Source organism: Xanthomonas hyacinthi, assembly GCF_009769165.1.
GTDB classification, from domain to species: domain Bacteria; phylum Pseudomonadota; class Gammaproteobacteria; order Xanthomonadales; family Xanthomonadaceae; genus Xanthomonas_A; species Xanthomonas_A hyacinthi.
The window spans coordinates 2,278,157-2,296,052 of the sequence record NZ_CP043476.1; the positions used below are offsets into that span (position 1 = coordinate 2,278,157).

Annotated in this window: 13 protein-coding genes; 4 read left to right on the forward strand and 9 right to left on the reverse strand. The window is 67.0% G+C overall.

The features are described 5' to 3' along the window. Positions 1-60: 60 nt before the first annotated feature. A complete protein-coding gene (locus FZ025_RS10220) occupies positions 61-3,087 on the forward strand; it encodes a TonB-dependent receptor (protein ID WP_046977721.1) in 3,027 nt (1,008 codons plus the stop codon). A gap of 85 nt (positions 3,088-3,172) precedes the next feature. Here the strand turns inward: FZ025_RS10220 and FZ025_RS10225 are convergent, their stop codons facing one another. Further along, the gene (locus tag FZ025_RS10225; RefSeq protein WP_146093613.1) at positions 3,173-3,574 is read right to left on the reverse strand and encodes a hypothetical protein; all 402 of its coding nucleotides are present in this window, start codon (positions 3,572-3,574) and stop codon (positions 3,173-3,175) included. 139 nt (positions 3,575-3,713) lie between these two features. Between FZ025_RS10225 and FZ025_RS10230 the strand changes: the two genes are divergently transcribed. Continuing rightward, a complete protein-coding gene (locus FZ025_RS10230) occupies positions 3,714-5,219 on the forward strand; it encodes a tryptophan halogenase family protein (protein WP_046977722.1) in 1,506 nt (501 codons plus the stop codon). A 202-nt stretch (positions 5,220-5,421) separates the two neighbouring features. Here the strand turns inward: FZ025_RS10230 and pyrF are convergent, their stop codons facing one another. The 4 genes from pyrF to FZ025_RS10250 form a co-directional block, all read right to left on the reverse strand. After that, positions 5,422-6,156, reverse strand: a complete 735-nt coding sequence (gene pyrF / locus FZ025_RS10235) for an orotidine-5'-phosphate decarboxylase (RefSeq protein ID WP_046977723.1) — start codon at positions 6,154-6,156, stop codon at positions 5,422-5,424. Beyond that, positions 6,153-7,049 carry a 5'-nucleotidase, lipoprotein e(P4) family gene (locus FZ025_RS10240; protein ID WP_046977724.1) on the reverse strand — a complete coding sequence of 299 codons (897 nt, stop codon included), beginning with the start codon at positions 7,047-7,049 and terminating at the stop codon, positions 6,153-6,155. The genes pyrF and FZ025_RS10240 overlap by 4 nt, the downstream gene beginning before the upstream one ends. Before the next feature lie 196 nt (positions 7,050-7,245). Further along, positions 7,246-8,547 carry an NAD(P)/FAD-dependent oxidoreductase gene (locus tag FZ025_RS10245; protein ID WP_046977725.1) on the reverse strand — a complete coding sequence of 434 codons (1,302 nt, stop codon included), beginning with the start codon at positions 8,545-8,547 and terminating at the stop codon, positions 7,246-7,248. Beyond that, on the reverse strand, positions 8,547-9,176 hold the full coding sequence (locus tag FZ025_RS10250) for a TetR/AcrR family transcriptional regulator (protein WP_046977726.1): 630 nt from the start codon (positions 9,174-9,176) through the stop codon (positions 8,547-8,549). Before FZ025_RS10250 ends, FZ025_RS10245 begins: the two co-directional genes overlap by 1 nt. A 505-nt stretch (positions 9,177-9,681) precedes the next feature. On the opposite strand from FZ025_RS10250, the gene FZ025_RS10255 reads away from it, so the two are divergent. Beyond that, complete coding sequence (locus FZ025_RS10255; protein WP_046977727.1) at positions 9,682-10,083, forward strand: RidA family protein; 402 nt, start codon at positions 9,682-9,684, stop codon at positions 10,081-10,083. A 451-nt stretch (positions 10,084-10,534) separates the two neighbouring features. Continuing rightward, a complete protein-coding gene (locus tag FZ025_RS10260) occupies positions 10,535-11,185 on the forward strand; it encodes a YceH family protein (RefSeq protein ID WP_046977729.1) in 651 nt (216 codons plus the stop codon). Between the two features lie 57 nt (positions 11,186-11,242). Here the strand turns inward: FZ025_RS10260 and FZ025_RS10265 are convergent, their stop codons facing one another. From FZ025_RS10265 to FZ025_RS10275, 4 genes are read right to left on the reverse strand one after another with little or no spacing between them, the layout of a single operon-like run. Beyond that, positions 11,243-16,585 carry a transducer protein car gene (locus FZ025_RS10265; RefSeq protein WP_146093614.1) on the reverse strand — a complete coding sequence of 1,781 codons (5,343 nt, stop codon included), beginning with the start codon at positions 16,583-16,585 and terminating at the stop codon, positions 11,243-11,245. After that, positions 16,578-17,357 carry a hypothetical protein gene (locus FZ025_RS10270; protein ID WP_244292507.1) on the reverse strand — a complete coding sequence of 260 codons (780 nt, stop codon included), beginning with the start codon at positions 17,355-17,357 and terminating at the stop codon, positions 16,578-16,580. Before FZ025_RS10270 ends, FZ025_RS10265 begins: the two co-directional genes overlap by 8 nt. Continuing rightward, the gene (locus FZ025_RS22365) at positions 17,354-17,512 is read right to left on the reverse strand and encodes a hypothetical protein (protein ID WP_244292508.1); all 159 of its coding nucleotides are present in this window, start codon (positions 17,510-17,512) and stop codon (positions 17,354-17,356) included. The genes FZ025_RS10270 and FZ025_RS22365 overlap by 4 nt, the downstream gene beginning before the upstream one ends. 3 nt (positions 17,513-17,515) lie before the next feature. Further along, the gene (locus tag FZ025_RS10275; protein WP_104558919.1) at positions 17,516-17,845 is read right to left on the reverse strand and encodes a GNAT family N-acetyltransferase; all 330 of its coding nucleotides are present in this window, start codon (positions 17,843-17,845) and stop codon (positions 17,516-17,518) included. Positions 17,846-17,896 lie beyond the last annotated feature (51 nt).

Sequence of the window (17,896 nt, forward strand, 5' to 3'; positions counted from 1 at the left end):
TGCATGCAACTAGAAGAAACAACGAATGACCCCGTTTACTGCCCTGGGAGGGGTACTGTCATGAAGAGAAAGCGTTCCGCTTCCAATCTGCCTGCACGCAGCCTGCTGTGCTGCGCGCTGGCGACCTGCCTGTTCGCGGCGATGCCGGCGATGGCGCAGACCAGCACCGCGATCCTGCGCGGCCAGGCTCAGGCTGGCGCCGAAGTGGTCGTCACCAATACCGCCACCGGTTCGGTGCGACGCACGCCGGCGGGACCCAACGGCAACTACACCGTGATCGGCCTGCCGCCGGGCACCTATACGGTCGAGGCCAACGGCGTCAAGCGCAGTGTGACGCTGCAGGTCGCCTCCTCGTCCACGGTCGATCTCGACGCCGGCACGACCGCAGCGCCGAGCGGCGATGCCACCACGCTGGGTACGGTCAACGTCACTGCGCCGCCGTCGATGAAGGACGTCAAGACCTCCGAGGTCGGCAACGTTGTCTCGCTGCGCCAGATCCAGCAGCTGCCGCAGGCCACGCGCAACTTCCTCGAGTTCGCCGACACCGTGCCGGGCATGGTCTTCACCATCGACGGCAACGGCAACACCAAGCTGCGCGGCGGCGCCGCCAACGCCAGCGCCGGCAACCTGTACATCGACGGCGTCGGCCAGAAGAGCTACGTGCGCAGCGGCGGCATTGCCGGCCAGGCCGACACCCAGGGCAACCCGTTCCCGCAGCTGGCGATCGGCGAGTACAAGGTCATCACCTCCAACTACAAGGCCGAGTACGGCCAGGTCAGCGGCGCGGCGATCACCGCGGCGACCAAGTCCGGCACCAACGAGTTCCACGGCGAGGCGTTCTACCGCTATACCGACCAGGACCTGCGCGACAAGCGTCCCGACGAGGACAACGGCAAGATCGATTCGCAGACCAAGGAATACGGTTTCGCCCTGGGCGGCCCGATCCTGCAGGACCGCATGCACTTCTTCGTCGCCTACGAGGGCAAGGAGAACATCGCGCCCAAGAGCGTGCAGGCCGAGGCCAACGCGCAGCCCTACGTCGGCGTGTTGCCGGCCAACCTGTCCAGCCAGTTCGGCGCGGCGAACATGCCGTTCAGCGAGGACCTTGTCTTCGGCAAGATCGATTTTGAGCCGACCGACCGCGACCGCATCGAGCTGAGCACCCTGTACCGGGACGAGACCCAGATCGCCAACGTTGGCGGTACCAACTCGCCGGAGCAGGCCACCAACAAGATCAACAAGGACAAGCGCACGACCTTGCGCTGGCAGCACAGTGCCGACAGCTGGTATAACGAACTGATCGTGGGCACTGAGGATTCGGAGAACAGCCCGACCGCCAAGACGCTTGGCAACGGCATCATCTACAAGTACCTGGCGCCGCGTGCCGGCTCCACCGACGTGGACGAGTACACCTTCCTGGGTACCGGATCGGCCGGTGGCCTCACCGTGCAGCGCAAGAGCCAGAAGGGTTGGTTCGTACAGAACGACCTGACCTTCACCAGCTTCCAGTGGCACGGCGAGCACACCATCAAGATGGGCGTCAACTACAAGGACGTGAAGCTGACCTCGCAGGACGCGGCGGCGGTGAACCCGCAGTTCAGCTATTCTGTCGATGCCAACGGCGTTGCCGCCACGCCGTACCGGGTGGATTTCGTCGCCCCTTACACCACCCCCGGGCAGAGGGCGACGGTGGAGTCGCCGTCCAAGCAGTATGGCATCTACATCCAGGACGACTGGGCCGCGACCGACAAGCTGATGATCAACATTGGCGTACGCTACGACTACGAAGACACCCCGGCCTACACCGACTTCGTCACCTCGCAACCCTTCGTCAATGCGCTGTATGCAGACGATCCGGAAAACCCCGGTCATCCGTGGGCTGATCGTCTGCTGCCCAGCGGCGTCAACGCGGCCGACTACATCAGCACTGGCAAGAACCGCAAGAACTTCAAGGACGCCTGGGCTCCGCGTTTGGGCTTCTCGTACGACTTCTTCGGCGACGAGACTGCGGTGTTGCATGGTGGCGCCGCGCGTTCCTACGACCGTAACCTGTTCGAGCAACTCGCACTTGAAAGCAGCAAGGCCGCGCTGTCACCGGTTGCGGTGTACTTCGAGAATCCGGCCACCGGCCAGTGCTATCGCAGTGACCGCACCTGTGTGGCGTGGGATCCGCGCTTCCTCAATGGCGTGGATCAGCTGAACACTATTCCCGGCGTCAGCGGCAGCGCCGAGCTTTTCATCTTCAACAACAACATCAAGACGCCGTATAGCGACCAGTACAGCATCGGCATCAGCAACCAGGTCGGCGACTGGCTGACCGACGTGACCTTCCAGCGCGTGCTTAGCTACGACGGCTTCGTGATGTCGCTGATCAACCGCTATCCGGATGGTTCCTACTTCCAGAACGGCAATGTGCCGTGGGGCGAGCCGGTGCCCGGCTACCAGAACACGATTATCGGCAACAACGGCCTGGAGCAACGCAGCAGCCAGGTCCTGCTGTCGGCAGAGAAGCCCTACACCAAGGAATCGGGCTGGGGTCTGACCCTGTCCTACACCCACACCAGTGCACGCCAGAACCGCAAGATCGACGAGCCGTTTGCGTTCGACAAGCCGACCATTCAAGGCTATCGCTTCGTGAAATCCGATGCGGCCTCGGCGCACCGGTTCGTCGCTTCCGGCTCGATCGACGGACCGTGGGGCGTCACCTATGGCGCCAAGGTGGTCCTGGCCACGCCGGAGCCGATCAACGAAATCGCCTGCTATGGCTTGATCGAGTCGGATGGCGGCACCTGTCAGCAAGTCGGCGTCACCCCGCCGGGCAGCGGCAAGTTCCTGGTCGGCGGCAAGATCTGGGGCTACCGTACGGTCGACTTCCAGGCTAGCAAGGACTTCACCGTGTACAACGACTTCAAGCTGTCGGCGCGCATCAACCTGCTCAACGCCTTCAACTTCAATAACTATTCGTCGTATGTCTACAACGGCTGGGGCAGCAACGGGCGCTTCGACCCGGACATCACCATCAACAAGACTGGTGAGATCAACTACGTGCCGCGCACCGTGACCTTCGAAATCGGCGCGAAGTTCTAGGTGTTCCAGTGCAGGACGCGCATGGAGAAAAACTCCATGCGCGTCCTACATTCAACAATAATAAAGCGGCCGCTTGAGGTCTTCTCTAATCAACGTTAATTATTGCATTGGCTGGCGGATTGAAGTTTTGCCCAGAGGTGGTTGCGGTTGCTGAAATCGTATAAGTTCCGGGAGCATTGATGACTCCTTTGCAGTGCCTTATTGGTGTCGTGCTGTAATATTCGTTTTGAGTGCTGCATAAGTAATGGCCGTTTGCGGACACCGTGAAGTTACTCGCGAAATCCACAGTGCCTCCACCTGTGATATAAATATCGGCCTGCACGCCTACGAATTTAGGTAGCGTCCCCTGTTGGAAAATTGCTTGTACAGTGTGTGGTGTGGGGCATGGCACTACATAGCCCTCCGAGCTAACACAGGTCGCAGCTAATGAAGTTCCCGCGGCAATAACTCCCCAAACGCCGACGATTGCCCTAAGCATTGCTTTCATGTGACACATCCTTGGGTAACATTTTTATTGAAATTTCGGAGTTGTGCCAAATTTAATTTGGCTGATCATGCTGTTCCGAAGTAAATTAATAAAAAGTATTTTATTTGTTATTTTTTGGTAAAACCTTGGAGCGACGATAATGATCCGCAACCTAGTCATCGTCGGCGGCGGTACTGCCGGCTGGATGGCCGCCGCCGCGCTGGCGCGCGTGCTGGGCCCGGACTACCGCATCACCCTGGTCGAGTCGGAACAGATCGGCATCGTCGGCGTGGGCGAGGCCACCGTGCCGCACATCAAGGCCTTCAACAACCTGCTCGGTATCGACGAAGCCGAGTTCGTGCGCCAGACCCAGGGCAGCTTCAAGCTCGGCATCGAGTTCGTCGACTGGCAGCGGCCGGGCACGTCCTACATCCACGGCTTCGGCACGCAGATCGGGCATCCGCTCGGGCTGCTGCCGTTCCAGCAGTACTGGATCAAGCAGGCGCTGGCCGGCAAGGCCAAGCCGCTGGGCGCCTACACGCTCAACACCGTGGCCGCCAAGCGCGGCAAGTTCATGACCTCGGCCAGCGATGCGCCGCCCAACTCGCCGCTGGCCAACATCGCCTACGCCTACCATTTCGATGCCTCGCTGTATGCGGCGTTCCTGCGCGGCTACTCCGAGCAGCGCGGGGTGACCCGGCGCGAAGGCATCGTCGAGGAGGTGCAACTGCATCCGGAATCGGGCGATGTGCGCTCGGTGCGGCTGGCGTCGGGCGAGGTGATCGCCGGCGACCTGTTCATCGACTGCTCCGGCTTCCGCGGCCTGCTGATCGAGCAGGCGCTGCACACCGGCTACCACGATTTCACCCATTGGCTGCCGTGCGATCGCGCGCTGGCGGTGCCGTGCGCCAAGGTCGGCCCGCCGACGCCGTACACCCGCGCCACCGCGCGCGCGGCCGGCTGGCAGTGGCGCATCCCGCTGCAGCACCGCACCGGCAACGGCTACGTGTATTCCAGCGCGCACCTCAGCGACGACGAAGCCGCGGCCACGCTGCTGGCCAACCTGGACGGCGCGGCGCTGGCCGATCCGCGCCCGCTGCGTTTCGTCACCGGCCGCCGCAGGCAGGTATGGAACCGCAACGTGGTCGCGCTGGGCCTGGCCAGCGGCTTCATGGAGCCGCTGGAATCCACCAGCATCCACCTGATCCAGTCCGGCATCTCCAAGCTGCTGGAGCTGTTCCCGCGCGAGGGCATCAGCCCGGTGCTGGTGCAGCGCTACAACGACCGCATCGCCTTCGAGTTCGACCGCATCCGCGATTTCCTGGTGCTGCACTACACCGCCACCGAGCGCGACGACAGCGACTTCTGGCGGCAGTGCCGCACCATGGCGATCACCCCCGAGCTGCAGGCGACGCTGGACCTGTTCGGCGACAGCGGCCGCTTCTACCGCAACGGCGATGAGATGTTCGCCGAGATCAGCTGGGTGCAGGTGATGGTCGGGCAGGGCATCCTGCCGCGCGCCTACCACCCGCTGGTGGACCAGGTGCCGGCCGCGGACATCGAACGCTTCGTCGCCAGCATCGAGCAGACCATCGGCCATTGCGTGGACGCGATGCCGCCGCACCAGGCCTTCATCGACCGCTATTGCGCGGCCGCGCCGCTGTGAACGGGCGGCCCGGCCGTGCGCCGGGCAAAAAAAAGAGGCCTCGCGCACCAAGGCGCGGGCCTCTTCAAAATCCGACCGAAGCCGGAGAACGGTTTGTGGCGCATCTCCGGCAAGGCCGGACGCTGCGCATGCTACCGGCAGTGCACAGCTAATGCAATGGTTTAAGTTTTATTGGCTAAGCTATTGATATTTATTTGGCGAATCAGCGCGTCGCCATACTCGCCAGGGTGGCGGCAATCTCGCGCTGGATCGCCTCGGCCGCGGCGCGCGGGTCGGCGGCCTGGCGGATCGGGCGGCCGACCACGATCGCGTCGGCGCCGTCGGCGAAGGCCTGTGCCACGCCGACGGTGCGCTGCTGGTCGTCGCCGACCGGGCCGCCGGGGCGGATGCCGGGGCACACGATCGAGAAGCCGGCACCGGTGGCGCGGCGGATCGGCGCCGCTTCCTGGCCGGAGGCGATGACCCCGTCGATACCGGCCGCCTGCGCGGCCAGGGCGCGCTCCACCACGACCTCGTCCGGTGCGCGGTCGATGCCCATCGACGCCAGGTCGGCGCGGCCCATCGAGGTCAGCACGGTCACTGCCAGCAGGCGCATGTCGCCGCCGTTGGCCGCGGCCGCGGCCTGCATCATCGCCGGGTGCCAGCCGTGGATCGTGCAATAGTCCACCGGCCACTGCGACAGGCGCCGGATCACCCCGCCGACGGTGGCCGGGATGTCGAAGAACTTCAGGTCCACGAACACGCGCTTGCCGCGTGCGGCCAGCGTCTCCAGCACGTCGAAGTACTCGCCGGAGGCCAGCAGTTCCATGCCGATCTTGTAGAACGCGACCGAATCGTCGAGCCGCTCGATCCACTGCAGCGCCTCGGCGCGGCCGGGCACGTCGAGGGCGAAGATCAGCCGTTCGCGCGCCTCGAGCGCCAGCGGCGCGCGGCTCACTGCGCCAGCTCCAGCGCGTCGCGCTTGGCCTGGTGGCGTGCGGCGCGCGGCTGCGCGAAGTCGTTGTTGAACAGCGCCGGTTCCCAGGAGCCGTAGCTGGGATTGGGCAGCATCCACCAGCGCTCGCCGAACCAGTCGTGGTATTGCTGCAGCAGTTGCGCGCGGCCGTCCGGGGTATTGGCCACGACCTGCACGAAATCGCCGAGCTGATCGCCGAACTGCATCAGCACGCGGTACTGCTGGCCGACCAGCCTGCGCCGGCAGTTCTTCTCCGAGTCGTTCTGCTCGCAATCCTTGACCACCGTGCCCAGGCCCAGCAGCACGCTGTTGTCGGCCACCGGCAGGCCGGCGCTACGCAGGTTGGCCAGGGTCGCGTCGGTCAGGTGCACCGCGCGGTTGGACACATAGAGCACGGTGATGCCCTTGGCGGTGGCGGCCTTGGCGAAATCGACCACGCCGGGGATCGGCCTGGCCTTCTTCTCGGCCACCCACTGGTCCCAGCTGACCTCGTCGTACTCCTTGCCGTTGCGGATCAGCCGCGCCTGGTACGGCGCGTTGTCCAGCACCGTCTCGTCCACGTCCATCACCACCGCCGGCTTCAGCCCGGTCGCGGCATTGCCGCGTTCCTCCGCCACCAGCGCGTCCCAGTTCGGCTCCTTCAGCGCCGCATCCAGGCGGTCGGCAGCGGCGCGGTAGGTCTGCTCGGCGACGGCCCGGTACTCGGCCGAGCGCTGCATCCACAGCACCGCGTTGAGGTTGTCGTCGCCGGCCACCGCGGCGTCGGCGGGCTTGGCGGCCGGCGCTGCCGCGGCAGCGGTGGCCGGCGCCTGCGGCTTGCAGGCGGACAGGGCGAGCACGGCGCAGGCCAGTGCGGTGCGGGCGATCGGGGTCATCGGGCGCGGGAACCTAGGCGGGGAATCGACCGATTTTAGCGGGTTGCGCCTGCCGTCGTGGCACGGCGGCGGCGATCGCCGGCAGCGGCAGCATGGTCGCGTGCATCGGCAATCGCGGACTGCATCCCTGCAGTGGCCAGACCATGGCGGAGCAGCTGCGCACGCGTGGGCGGCTGCCGGACACGCGCTCGGGATCTCAGCTGAGGCGGATCCTGGGGCGCACCAAGGCATTGATACGCTCTGCGACCCAGAGCAGCATGGCGCGCGGAAGCCCATGCAATGAAACCTGATGCTGGCGGTACAAAAACGCGTGGCTCAACTGGGCGAAGCGGCCCTTGATGAAGCGGCCCTGGAAAAAGCCGAAGCGCCCCAGCGTCCCGAACGCGTTGTAGTCGCTGAGCGACACCAGGGAACCCAGGTCGCGGAAGCGGAACGCAGGCGGTTGCTTGCCTTCCTGCAGCCACGCCGGAAGGTGCCTGACCAGATGCAATGCTTGTTGGTTGGCGACCTGGGCGGTGGCCGCAAGCGGGCGCGCGGCGCCTTCGGGAACGAGGCTGGCGCAGTCCCCCAGCGCGAAGATCCTTTGCTGTCCCTCGACCAGGAGATTGTCCGCAACGACGATCTGGCCTGCGGAATTCAACCCGAAACCACTCTCGGCAAGCACGCTCGAAGCGCGGATCCCCGCCGCCCAGACCTTGAGCGGCGCTTCCACGCGTCCGCCATCGGCGAGTGCGAATCCAGCGGCGTCGGCGCTGACCACGGGCACGCCGGTACGCACGTCCACGCCCAGTGCGCGCAACTGCGCAGTGGCGGAGGCGGCGACGTCTTCTGGAAACGCACCGAGGATGCGCGGCCCGCTCTCCAGCAGCGTCAGGCGCAGGCGCTTGCGGATGCCGTCCGCCCCGTAGCCGGAGGCGAGGTCGATCATCCTGCTGAGTTCGGCGGCGAGTTCGACGCCAGTCGCGCCTCCGCCGACGATCGCGATCTGCACGTCGCCCCCACCCGAGAAACTGCGCGCGACGTAGGCCCGCAGTCGCAGGTTGAACGCATCGGCCTGCTGCTGCCCGTCGATGAAGTGGCAATGCTGCACGACCCCGGGCGTGCCGAAGTCGTTTGCCCGGCTTCCGTAGGCCAGCACGGCGACATCGAACGGGACGTCGCGCGCCTCGGCGATCGTTTCGCCGGAGAGCACGAGCGGTGCCAGTCGCAAGCGCATACCCGCTGCATCGATGCGATCGAGCTGGCCGGGCACATACTCGAAATGGTGCGTCCTGGCGTGGGCGAGAAGCTGGACCTGCTGCTGGTAAATGTTCCATGTCCCGGCCGCGAACGTATGCAGCATCGGTTTCCACACATGGGTCGGCTCGCGATCGATCAGCAGGATCCTGGCCTTGCCTCGCTTGCCCAGCCGATGGCCCAGCCGGGTAGCCAGCACCAGCCCGGCGATGCCGGCGCCGACGATGGCGATGCGTGGCAACGATTTGTCGGTGCCGGCCATCAGCGTTCTCCCAGCAGAAGCTGCACAATCTCGTCGACCACGCGCGCGGTCGCGGCCTGGTCGCGATCGGGTTCCAGCAGCGCCCGCATCGCCAGCCCCCGGAACACGGTCGCGAGCATTCCCGTTCGCATCTGCAATTCCTGCGCGTCGAGCCAGGCCGGAGCGCCGATGCGATCGACCAGTGCGCAGAACTGCTGCGCGATGGCCTGGTCGGTGCGATGCAGGATGCGTGCGATCGCTGGGTTCCTGGCGGCCTCCGCGCCGAGCTCGAGCATCAGCCCGACGGTCGCCGGATCGCTGTTGCGTTCGACCACTTGGGCGGTGTGGCGGGTCAGGCGCGCCACCAGGTCGCCGCCGGCGCGATCCTGTTCCATCTTCAGGAGCAACTCGGCCATCTCGTCCCGCACGCGCTCGGCGATCGCCTCGACGATGGCCTCCTTGTTGGCGAAGTAGTGGTAGATGTGACCCGGACTCATCCCCGCGACCTTCGAGATCCGCGCGATGCTGCTCCCGTGGAAGCCCTCGCGGCGGAAGCACTCGGTTGCCGCATCGAGGACCTGGCGGCGTCGCAGTTCGCTTTTGTCGGACTCTTGATGCCGGTCTTGATACCGAGCGGGAAGCCTCGTCATTGGTCTACTCCTTGGGCCGCGGTCGCAGCGCGCAGGTGCATAGTATGTTCATACTAGAATGAACATTCAATTTATTTCGCATGCTCGTTGGCGCGGGCCCCAGACGGCGGAGCGCGCTCCATGGCGCACGGCCAGTAGGGAATTTCCCCACAGCGCGTGGGGAAACGCCGGATTGTCGGGTCTTGGGGAATGCACCACCGACCATCAAAGGGGCCCATAGCATCAAAGGGGCCAGCGCATCAGCATCAAAGGGGCCAGAGGAAATATCTAGCAGCATCAAAGGGGCCAGCAGCATCAAAGGGGCCAGAGGAAATATCCATCAAAGGGGCCAGAGGGAATATCCACTTCAACCGCATATTCCCTCCGGCCCCTTTTCGGGCCGCATATTCCCTCCGGCCCCTTTTCGGGCCGCAACCGCATATTCCCTCCGGCCCCTTTTCGGGCCGGCCCCTTTTCGGGCCATGGCATTGCTCTCACCAAACCTCAATCCACGAAAGGACAGGTCATGCCATTGCGCGCGGTGAATCCGCCTGGCTCCAACATCCCGGGTATCTCCCAATGCGTCATCGTCGAGGGCGGTCGGCTCGTGTTCCTCTCGGGCCACGTGCCGATGTTGCCCGACGGCTCAGTGGCCGGACCCGGATTGGAAGCCCAACTCGTCCAGGTATTTGAGAACCTGAAGGTTACGCTCACCGCGGCCGATACGGATTTCGGCAGCGTTGCACGCCTCACCATCTACGTGCGCGAGTACCGGCCAGAACAGCTGGTGGCCATTCGGGCGATACGCGACCGCTACGTCGATCCGGGACGTCCGCCGGCCAGTGCTTTAATCGGCGTTGCGACGCTTTTTCATCCGGACGTGCTCGTCGAAGTGGACGCAGTGGCTGCACTGCCACCGAGCGTTTAGCCGCTCCTCTGAAATCCGGCGGAGGCGGAACACGGCAGCTTGTATCGCGCCGCGCGTGCGATCGAGATCGAACAATTTGCGCTGAGCCGCCCCGCGGAGTGCCATCGCCGCATCACCACGTCGGCAGCGCTACCACATGCTCCTCCGCGCACGCATCGTGGGCATCAAAGGGGCCAGAAGCATTAAAGGGGCCAGAAGCATTAAAGGGGCCAGAAGCATTAAAGGGGCCAGCGGAAATATCCACTTCAACCGCATATTTCCTCCGGCCCCTTTTTCGCCGCCTTTTTCGCCGGCTGTCGCCGATTGCGGCGTCGGCATCGCCTGTGCGGTCTTTGCCGGCATGGCCGCCATCGCCACGATGGCGGCCACTGTCGACCGGGTCCGCGTGTCGGAGGCGAACCCGTCGCGGTTCGGCGCTATGCTGCGTGTCATTGCCTGGACGCCGAGCACGATGACCGACACTTCCGCACCTCCCGTTCTCTCCGCCGTCGAGGCGCGTGCGCTGGGCTGCCTGATTGAAAAAGAGGCCACCACGCCGGATGCGTATCCGCTCACGGTCAATGCGACGGTGGTGGCGGCTAACCAGAAGACGTCGCGCGAGCCGGTGCTGTCGCTGAGTCCGGGCGATGTGCAGCATGCGCTGCGCCAGTTGGAAGGGCGCGGGCTGGCGCGGCAGCAGTTCTCTTCGCGCGCGGTGCGCTACGAGCATCGCTTGGCGGCGGCGTTGGATCTGACCCAGCAGCAGGTGATCCTGATCGGGCTGCTGTTGCTGCGCGGTGCGCAGACGGCGAACGAGCTGCTGGCGCGGGCCGAGCGCATGGCGCGTTTCGCCGATGCCGAGGACGTGCGGCACCAGTTGGAGCGGCTGGCGCAGCGCCAGTTGGTGCTGCAGTTGCCGCGCGCCAGTGGCCAGCGCGAGGATCGCTACATGCATTTGCTCGGCGGGCCGGTCGATGCGGAGGCGCTGGCCGCTGCGTTCAGGCTGCGCCCGGCGGCGTCCGGCAGCGACGAACTTGAAGCCCGCGTGCAGGCGCTGGAGGCCGAGCTGGCGGAGCTGCGCGCGATCGTGGCCGGACTGCAGGCGAACAACGGCGCGGAGTGATGCACGCGCCGCCGTCGGCAACAGGCCACGGCGGTTGTGGTGGGGCGGCGCATGCCATCAGCTTCCGGCATCCGCGCGCCGAGACAGTCCGATCCGGCTTTCCGCCATCGCCTGTTCGCGCTCGGAATGCGTGTGCGCGCCAGCGCTTCCCTGCTGCGCGGACTCCAGGCTCGGCGTCCGCAGGTCCTGGGGCGACAGGGCGAATGGCAGCTGCGCCGGGACGATTTGCTGGTCGTCCGCGTCGCTGCTGCGTGCCGATGCGCTTTGCGCATGCAGTTGCGCGGCGTCGGCGCGGGGCGAGGGCGGACCGAACTGCGAGGATCGGGCGATGCCCTGTCGCCCAATCATGCGCACGCCGTCCAGCGGCAGCGATGGTTGCAACGCGCGGCTGCCCGCCTCCAGTACCTCGGCTCCCTGGATCCGGTCGTAGAGGCCATAACGGAACTGGATCTCCGCCTCGAACAGTTGATGCGAGGTGCCGGCGCTGGTGGAGAGATTGATAAACGGCAATCCCACCCGGTGCGCGACCGGATTGGCGTCCGTGTTGTGCACGGCGATGGCGGCAAGGCGATACAGATCCGGCGACTTGCGGGTCTTGTCGAGCACCGCATGCCAGTCCATGCCGGCGGCGACGGGCGCTCCGAGCGCGGCCGCCTGTTGCTCGCCCGCCTTGGCCGCGAGCGCGTCGTTGATGGCGGTCAATGCCTGCGGCCGCATTTCGAAGATGAAGCGAACCTGGTTGACGTTGGGGATATCCTTGAACCGGCGCAGCACTTCGTTCAGGCCGGGGACCTGCCGACGCAGGGCGGCGACGTCTCCGATCTGCGATCCCAATCCGACATGGCCCAGCGCATGGGTCACGATCGCGTCCAGCGATTCGCGTCCGAACAGGTTGAGTTCCAGGCGCGCGCCCGGGATGAGCCGGGCGCGATGCTGCGCCGCCAGCGTCTCCTCCAGCCGCATCTCGTGCAGCATCTGCAACAGGTCTGCGCGCGCGCTCTCCGAGCGCGAGTGCCATAGCGAACCAGCCGCGGCCAGCGTCGCGGCCTGGGCCTGCTGCCGCTGCAGCCGCAACGTGGCGCCGTCGAGCACGTCGCGGGCTTCGATGGCATGGGCTCGCTCGCCCTGGATGCGCAGGATCGCGTGCTGAAGGAAGGCAATGCGTTCGCTGGGCGTGGGCGGATAGTCCAGCGAATCCAGTTCGGCGGCGCCTTCGGGAAACGCCTTGGCCAGGAAACCGGCCATCTGTTCCCAGCTGGCGGCGGTGATCGGACTCGCCGCTTTGGCATCCAGCGTTCGCTTGTAGCTGGCGGTGCCGAGCGCCATCCCGTCCGGCGTATCGCCTAGTGCGGCGTCGAGCGGCAGTTGCACGTCGCCGGAGGTGGCGCGAATACCGGCGAGTTGCAGGTTGCCGGCACCGGTGAGGGCGCTTATGAGATGACGAAAGACCGTGCCGAACGCGCTGGCCACGCCAGCGCCGGCGGTCAGGTTGATGCCGGCGTCGATGCTGAAATCGGCGCGGCCCTGGAATTCCAGGCCGATGATGTCGGTCCAGGCGTGATCGAGGTGCAGCTCCATCTCGTTCCAGTGCACGCCGGCCTGCCAGGTGGCGCCGGCGGTCGCGCTGGCGGCCGCCGTACTGCGCCGATTGCCTGCGCTCGGAGCCGCCGGGTGCGCGCTATCGGGCGCCGGCTTCTGCGTGCCGTAAGTACGGCTGTATGCGGCGCCCGCGGTCGGCAAGCTCAGCGTCGCGGTGGCGCTGAGGTTGGTCTCGAACAGGTCCAGGCCGATCGAGCCCTGGTGCACGCCTGCGCGCAGCAGCTTGGTGGTGTCCGCGTCGTGGCGATCGAACAACAGCCGGGCGAATTCGGGAATCGTGGACGGAGCGAGGATGACCGCCGCGCCCACGCCGTGCTGGTAGGTCCCGGCCATGCCGAGGCTGCCGGCACCGCCCCAGGAGAGCGCCGCCGTGGCTCCCGAGGACTTGGATGCGTAGAGCGGCAAACTCGTGAAATCGGGATCGAAGTCGATCTTCACCCCGGATGTTCCGGAAACGCTGGCTTTAGCGTGACGCACGAAGAACGCCACCAGCCCGGCGTCGGTGTCCTTCGAATCGCCGATACGCTCCACCCCCAGGGCATGGATGGCTTCGCCGCCGACACCGAGGCTGACCGGATTGATCTGGGTCCATAGCGGGTACCCGATCGAGCCGCGCACCTCCGCCGCCGTGGAGGCGACGGAGAAGAACGTGCTGCGGTTGAACAGATCCTGCAGCAGGTCGGCCATGCGCGCGGCCATCTCGTCGGGCGCGGCGTCGCGCGGCAATCCCAGGCTCTTGAGCAGTTGCAGGCGCCGCGCCGTCCCCGGCGCGGCGACTTGCTCGCGGAAGGTGGTCACGACATCGTCGAAGGCTTCCAGTTCCTGCCAGGAGGACAGGCCCAGCTTGGACAGGGGGCGTAGTGCGGAGGCCTGCTGGCGGTCTTCGGCCTGCCGCAGCGCCTGGGCATTGTCGGTACGCAGCAGCGCGTCGTACTCGACCAGGCTGCCGAGCACGCAGGCGGTGCGCAGCGCGTGCGGTGCGCCGCCGCCGCCGCTTGCACCCAGCGCGTCCGCGGGCAGGACAACGCCTGCGGCGCGCAACCGGCGGCTGACCTTGCCCAGTTCAAGCAGAAGTCCGGCTTCCTGTACGGACAAGGTTGCGGGCCGCCCCGTCGCAGCGGCAGCCAGCGCCTGCAGACAGTCGTCCACGGCCGGCAGCACGTCGTTGCGATCGCGCACAGCGACGCGGTCGATCGCGGCCGACGCGACCGAGCGTGCACGGCGCCAGAGTTCCGCGGCGCGATAGCTGGCCGTGGAGGCGCGCGCTGCCGCGGTTCCGTCCGCGGGCCAAGAGAAGTCGGGCGCAATCGCGCGTTCGCGGATGCCGATCTTGCGCAGGTCGCGCAGCAAGGCACCGAGCTCGGCCTCGCGCATCTGCAGCAACCGATCGCACTGCGCTGCCGAGAGTTCGACGGGCCGAACCGGCTGCGGTCCCACCGCGGAGGCCACACGCACCTCAGCCAGGATCGCCAGCTCCGGCAACAGGCGGGATGCGCCGGCATGCGTCCGTTGCGCCTCGTCCCGGAAACGCAGCAGGCGCCGATCCTGCGCGGTCTGCGGCACCGCGATGCCCACCGTCTGCGCCATGGCCCGACCGGCGGAAAGCGATGCGTTGCCGAGCGTCCTGGCCATGCTGCCGGCCTGGGCCTTGGCCGTCTCGGCGAACACTTGGACAGTGGAGCGTGCGGACAGCGGGTCGGTGGAGGTTGCGCCCAACAGGGTGGTGGTCACCGATGCATCGTGATGCTGCGTGCGGATGCGACTGGCCTGCTGCGCATTGAGGATGGCATTGGTCCCCGACTGGGTTCCCGGCGCGGCCGACTCGTCCTGCGCCGGCTCGGGCGCCACGCGCGAGGCTTGCCGCGTGCCATCGGCTGCGGTCATTGGCGGCAGCAGCGCATGCCATCGGTCATCCAGCTGCAGCTGCAGCTGTCCGCTGCGCGTGCTGCGCAGCGACGTTGGCCGCGCCGCCGCCGGCAAGGCCAGCGGCATCTCGCGCCAGGCGTCGTCGGCCACGTGCTGCAAGAGCCGGATACGGCCGTCATCGGCCCGGTCGAGCGCGTGCAGGCTGTCATCCAGCCCTATCGCGATCGCCATCGGGCGGTGCAGCCCTTTCAGTTCATGCGCAGGATGCCCGCGGCGGATGAGGTGCAAGGTGTCGGAGGCGGACAGCACCGCCACGCTGCGGTCGGCGTGGACCGCCAGTTGCTTCACCGGTGCGTCGAAGCTCGCGATCTGCGTGGCGTCCACATGCAGTTGATCGGGGGCGATGGCGAGCGGTCCACCCGAGGGGTGGCTCGGCTCGGCATTGGCCGGCAACCACGTGGTTCGCCCTCCCAGGTTCAGTTCGACCAGGCGCCGTTGCTCGTCCAGCAGCGCAAAGGCCGGGCGGCGGTCGACGAAGCCGAACGGACTGGTCAGCAATGCGTCCACTCCCGTCAGCGGCTCGCCGTTACGCAGCGTCAGGCGGTCCCACGCCTGCTCCGGCGCAGGCTGATAGTGCAGCACGCCGTCGACGTGCCCCAGGCGGGCATGTCCATCGAGCAGCACGTGCGCGCGCACCGCGCTTTCCGCCGGCGCATGCAGGCCTTCGGCATGGATCAGCAGCAGCGGCTGGTCGAGCAGGTAGGCCGGGCGGAATTCCGTCGTCCCTGGCGGGCGCTGCAGTAGCGCACGGCGGCCGGCTTGCCGTTCCAAGAGCAAATGCACGGTGCCATCGACGGCCAAACCCATGCGGGTGACCGCCCAGCCGTCCTGATGACGCCTGCCTTCCGGCAGGTGCATGCGCCGTGCCTGGATCGCGCCGTGGCCGCGCAGGTCGGCGTGGTAGACGCGGCCCTTGTCGTCGAGAATCAGCGCTTCGTGCGCGGATGCGCCAGGCAACGGCAGCAGGTCGACCGGCTGCGCGGGACTGGGTTCGAAATCATTGCCTCCAGGGACCGCACGCCAGAGCTGCAGCGGACGCCTGGCCGCCGGATCGGCAAGCGGCGACAGCACGCCGTCGTGCAGCACCAGCGGCGTGCCGCTGGCATCGATGCGTAGCACTCCCGCGGCAGGAGCCGCCGCGATCGGCGCCATCGATGCCGCGGCCGACTGCGCGCGCCACAGCTGGCTGTCATGCACGTAGACCGCGCCGTCGGCTTGCCGGCCGATCATGCGCAGCGCGGGCGCGCGATCCATGCCGAGCGGACGCAGCGGCGTCCAGCGGCCGTCTGCGCCGGCCAGGTGCAAATGGCCGGCGCGTTCGATGAAGGCGCAACCGTCGGCCCCCTGCCAGATGCCGGTCAGCAGCCCGATGGGCGGCGCTGCAAGCTGGGCGGCGATCCGCTCGGCAGTGGGCGCCGGGCCGGCATGCACCTGCAGCTCCGGATCCACCGTCAGCGCCGCGACCAGCAGGCCCGGGCACGAAGTGAAGAACGCTTCGTTGCGCGGCGCCTGCGGGTCGCGCGCGTCGGCGACATAGCGCAGCAGCCGACCACCGTCGCCGAGGCTGGACTCGCTGTGGACTTTTGCGCGGCGCGCCAGCCATGCATCGAGCGCGCGCGCAAGCTGCCGGGCGCCCGGGGCGCCAGCATGCGCGCGCGCGCGCCGGCCAGCCAGGGTGGCCTGGGTCTGCAATTGCAGAGCCTGCTCGCCGGCGCGGCGCGTCGAGATCCTGCTGGGCCGAACCGGGAGTGCCGCCGGGTTCTGGGGGTGGGCGAGGGCGTCCGCCGCAGGTTCGTCGCAACCGCCCGGCGGCTGCGCCTGCGCTGCGGCAGCCGATGCCGTGGACGGGGTTCCAAGCGGCGGCAATTTAGGCATTTTCTTGCGTCCATCGATCTAGGGGCAGACCAGGCGGAAGATCAAGCAAGCGAGGACGATCATCCCGCCGAATCGGTGCCGGCAGCGGCATAACCTGCGCCGGGGAATCGAATTGACTGCCGTGGACGCAATTCGCAGGGCCGGTAGGATCGGATCCCGGTGCATGCGCGATTGCGGTGGTTCTGCGGCATCGAAATGTACAGACGCATTCGCTGCGAGGTTGCATCGGCCAGGCGCGCACGAGACGGCGATGTCCGCGGCGGATGGCCTCGACGGCTCGGTCGAGGCCGCCGATCGGCCGGCAATCGTCGCTTCCGCCTGCCACGCCACGCAGCCCGTCCGGCGCACCCGCCGGTCGGCGCTCCGCTCTGGCGCGCATGCTGCCATTCCTGCTCATGCGCACGTGCCTTATTCTGTCGGAGCCATCGTAAAGGTCCAATCCGGATGAAAGGCGCGTAATGCACTGCGCACAAATGCATTTCGCACAAAGGAAAACTCTATCCAATGCGATGACTGTAGGCCGTGGCAGTTGCCCTCCATGGCTGAAAGGCGAAGACGCGATGCCAAAGGCGAATTCGCCGCGGGCATCCGCATGAGGGAAAACGCAGTTGCTTGGATCGGCCGCGCCCAGGTCCACGCCGGCCCGGCTGAGCAGGGTGGTGGCCTGCAGTGCGTCCAATGCGGCAGGCGGCGGGGCGGCGGCGATCGCCGCCAGCGCCGGATACCGCGCCGGATGCGCGGCAAAGCGGCGCCGCCACAGCATGTCGGTCACCACCAGGGGGTGAACGTGCCCGGCAGCGAGCCGAAGAAGGCGCCGCGCGTCAGCGCCAGCGCATCCTCCGGCAGCGTCGCCGCCGCCGCGGACACGCGCTCGTTCATCCATTGGTTGTGGCGCGCACGCAAGTGCAGCGCGTGCAGGCGGCCCATGGCTCAGGCCGGCGCCGCGGCCGGCGCAGGCAGGTCGCGGGCATACAGTTCGACCGCGTGCGCACCGGCAGCGATCCGCACGCGGCCTTGCGCGGCGAAGCCCAGTGCCTCCAGCAGCCGCGTCGAGCGCGCATTGCGCGGCAACACGATCGCACACAGGCGCAGCAGCGCCAGCGTGTCGCGCGCATGCGCCAGCAGCGCCGGGGTCGCTTCGCACGCGTAGCCATGGTCCTGGTGCGCCTGCAGCAGGTGCGGCGCAGCAGGCGTTGACGATCCTGGTGCCGCGTCTGCGGCGAAGACAGGTGCGTCAGCGCGAAGCGGAACCTGTGGCATCCGGCGCCGGTGCCGCCGCGCTTACGACCGCCGACCGATGCAAGCCAACGT

Excerpts from the sequence above, each read along its gene's own strand:
- FZ025_RS10275 (WP_104558919.1), bottom strand. The coding sequence starts at position 17,845 with ATGCCACAGGTTCCGCTTCGCGCTGACGCACCTGTCTTCGCCGCAGAC.
- FZ025_RS10260 (WP_046977729.1), top strand. The coding sequence starts at position 10,535 with ATGACCGACACTTCCGCACCTCCCGTTCTCTCCGCCGTCGAGGCGCGT.
- FZ025_RS10245 (WP_046977725.1), bottom strand. The coding sequence starts at position 8,547 with ATGGCCGGCACCGACAAATCGTTGCCACGCATCGCCATCGTCGGCGCC.
- FZ025_RS10240 (WP_046977724.1), bottom strand. The coding sequence starts at position 7,049 with ATGACCCCGATCGCCCGCACCGCACTGGCCTGCGCCGTGCTCGCCCTG.
- FZ025_RS10225 (WP_146093613.1), bottom strand. The coding sequence starts at position 3,574 with ATGAAAGCAATGCTTAGGGCAATCGTCGGCGTTTGGGGAGTTATTGCC.
- FZ025_RS10255 (WP_046977727.1), top strand. The coding sequence starts at position 9,682 with ATGCCATTGCGCGCGGTGAATCCGCCTGGCTCCAACATCCCGGGTATC.
- FZ025_RS10250 (WP_046977726.1), bottom strand. The coding sequence starts at position 9,176 with ATGACGAGGCTTCCCGCTCGGTATCAAGACCGGCATCAAGAGTCCGAC.
- FZ025_RS22365 (WP_244292508.1), bottom strand. The coding sequence starts at position 17,512 with ATGGGCCGCCTGCACGCGCTGCACTTGCGTGCGCGCCACAACCAATGG.
- FZ025_RS10220 (WP_046977721.1), top strand. The coding sequence starts at position 61 with ATGAAGAGAAAGCGTTCCGCTTCCAATCTGCCTGCACGCAGCCTGCTG.
- FZ025_RS10230 (WP_046977722.1), top strand. The coding sequence starts at position 3,714 with ATGATCCGCAACCTAGTCATCGTCGGCGGCGGTACTGCCGGCTGGATG.
- FZ025_RS10265 (WP_146093614.1), bottom strand. The coding sequence starts at position 16,585 with ATGCCTAAATTGCCGCCGCTTGGAACCCCGTCCACGGCATCGGCTGCC.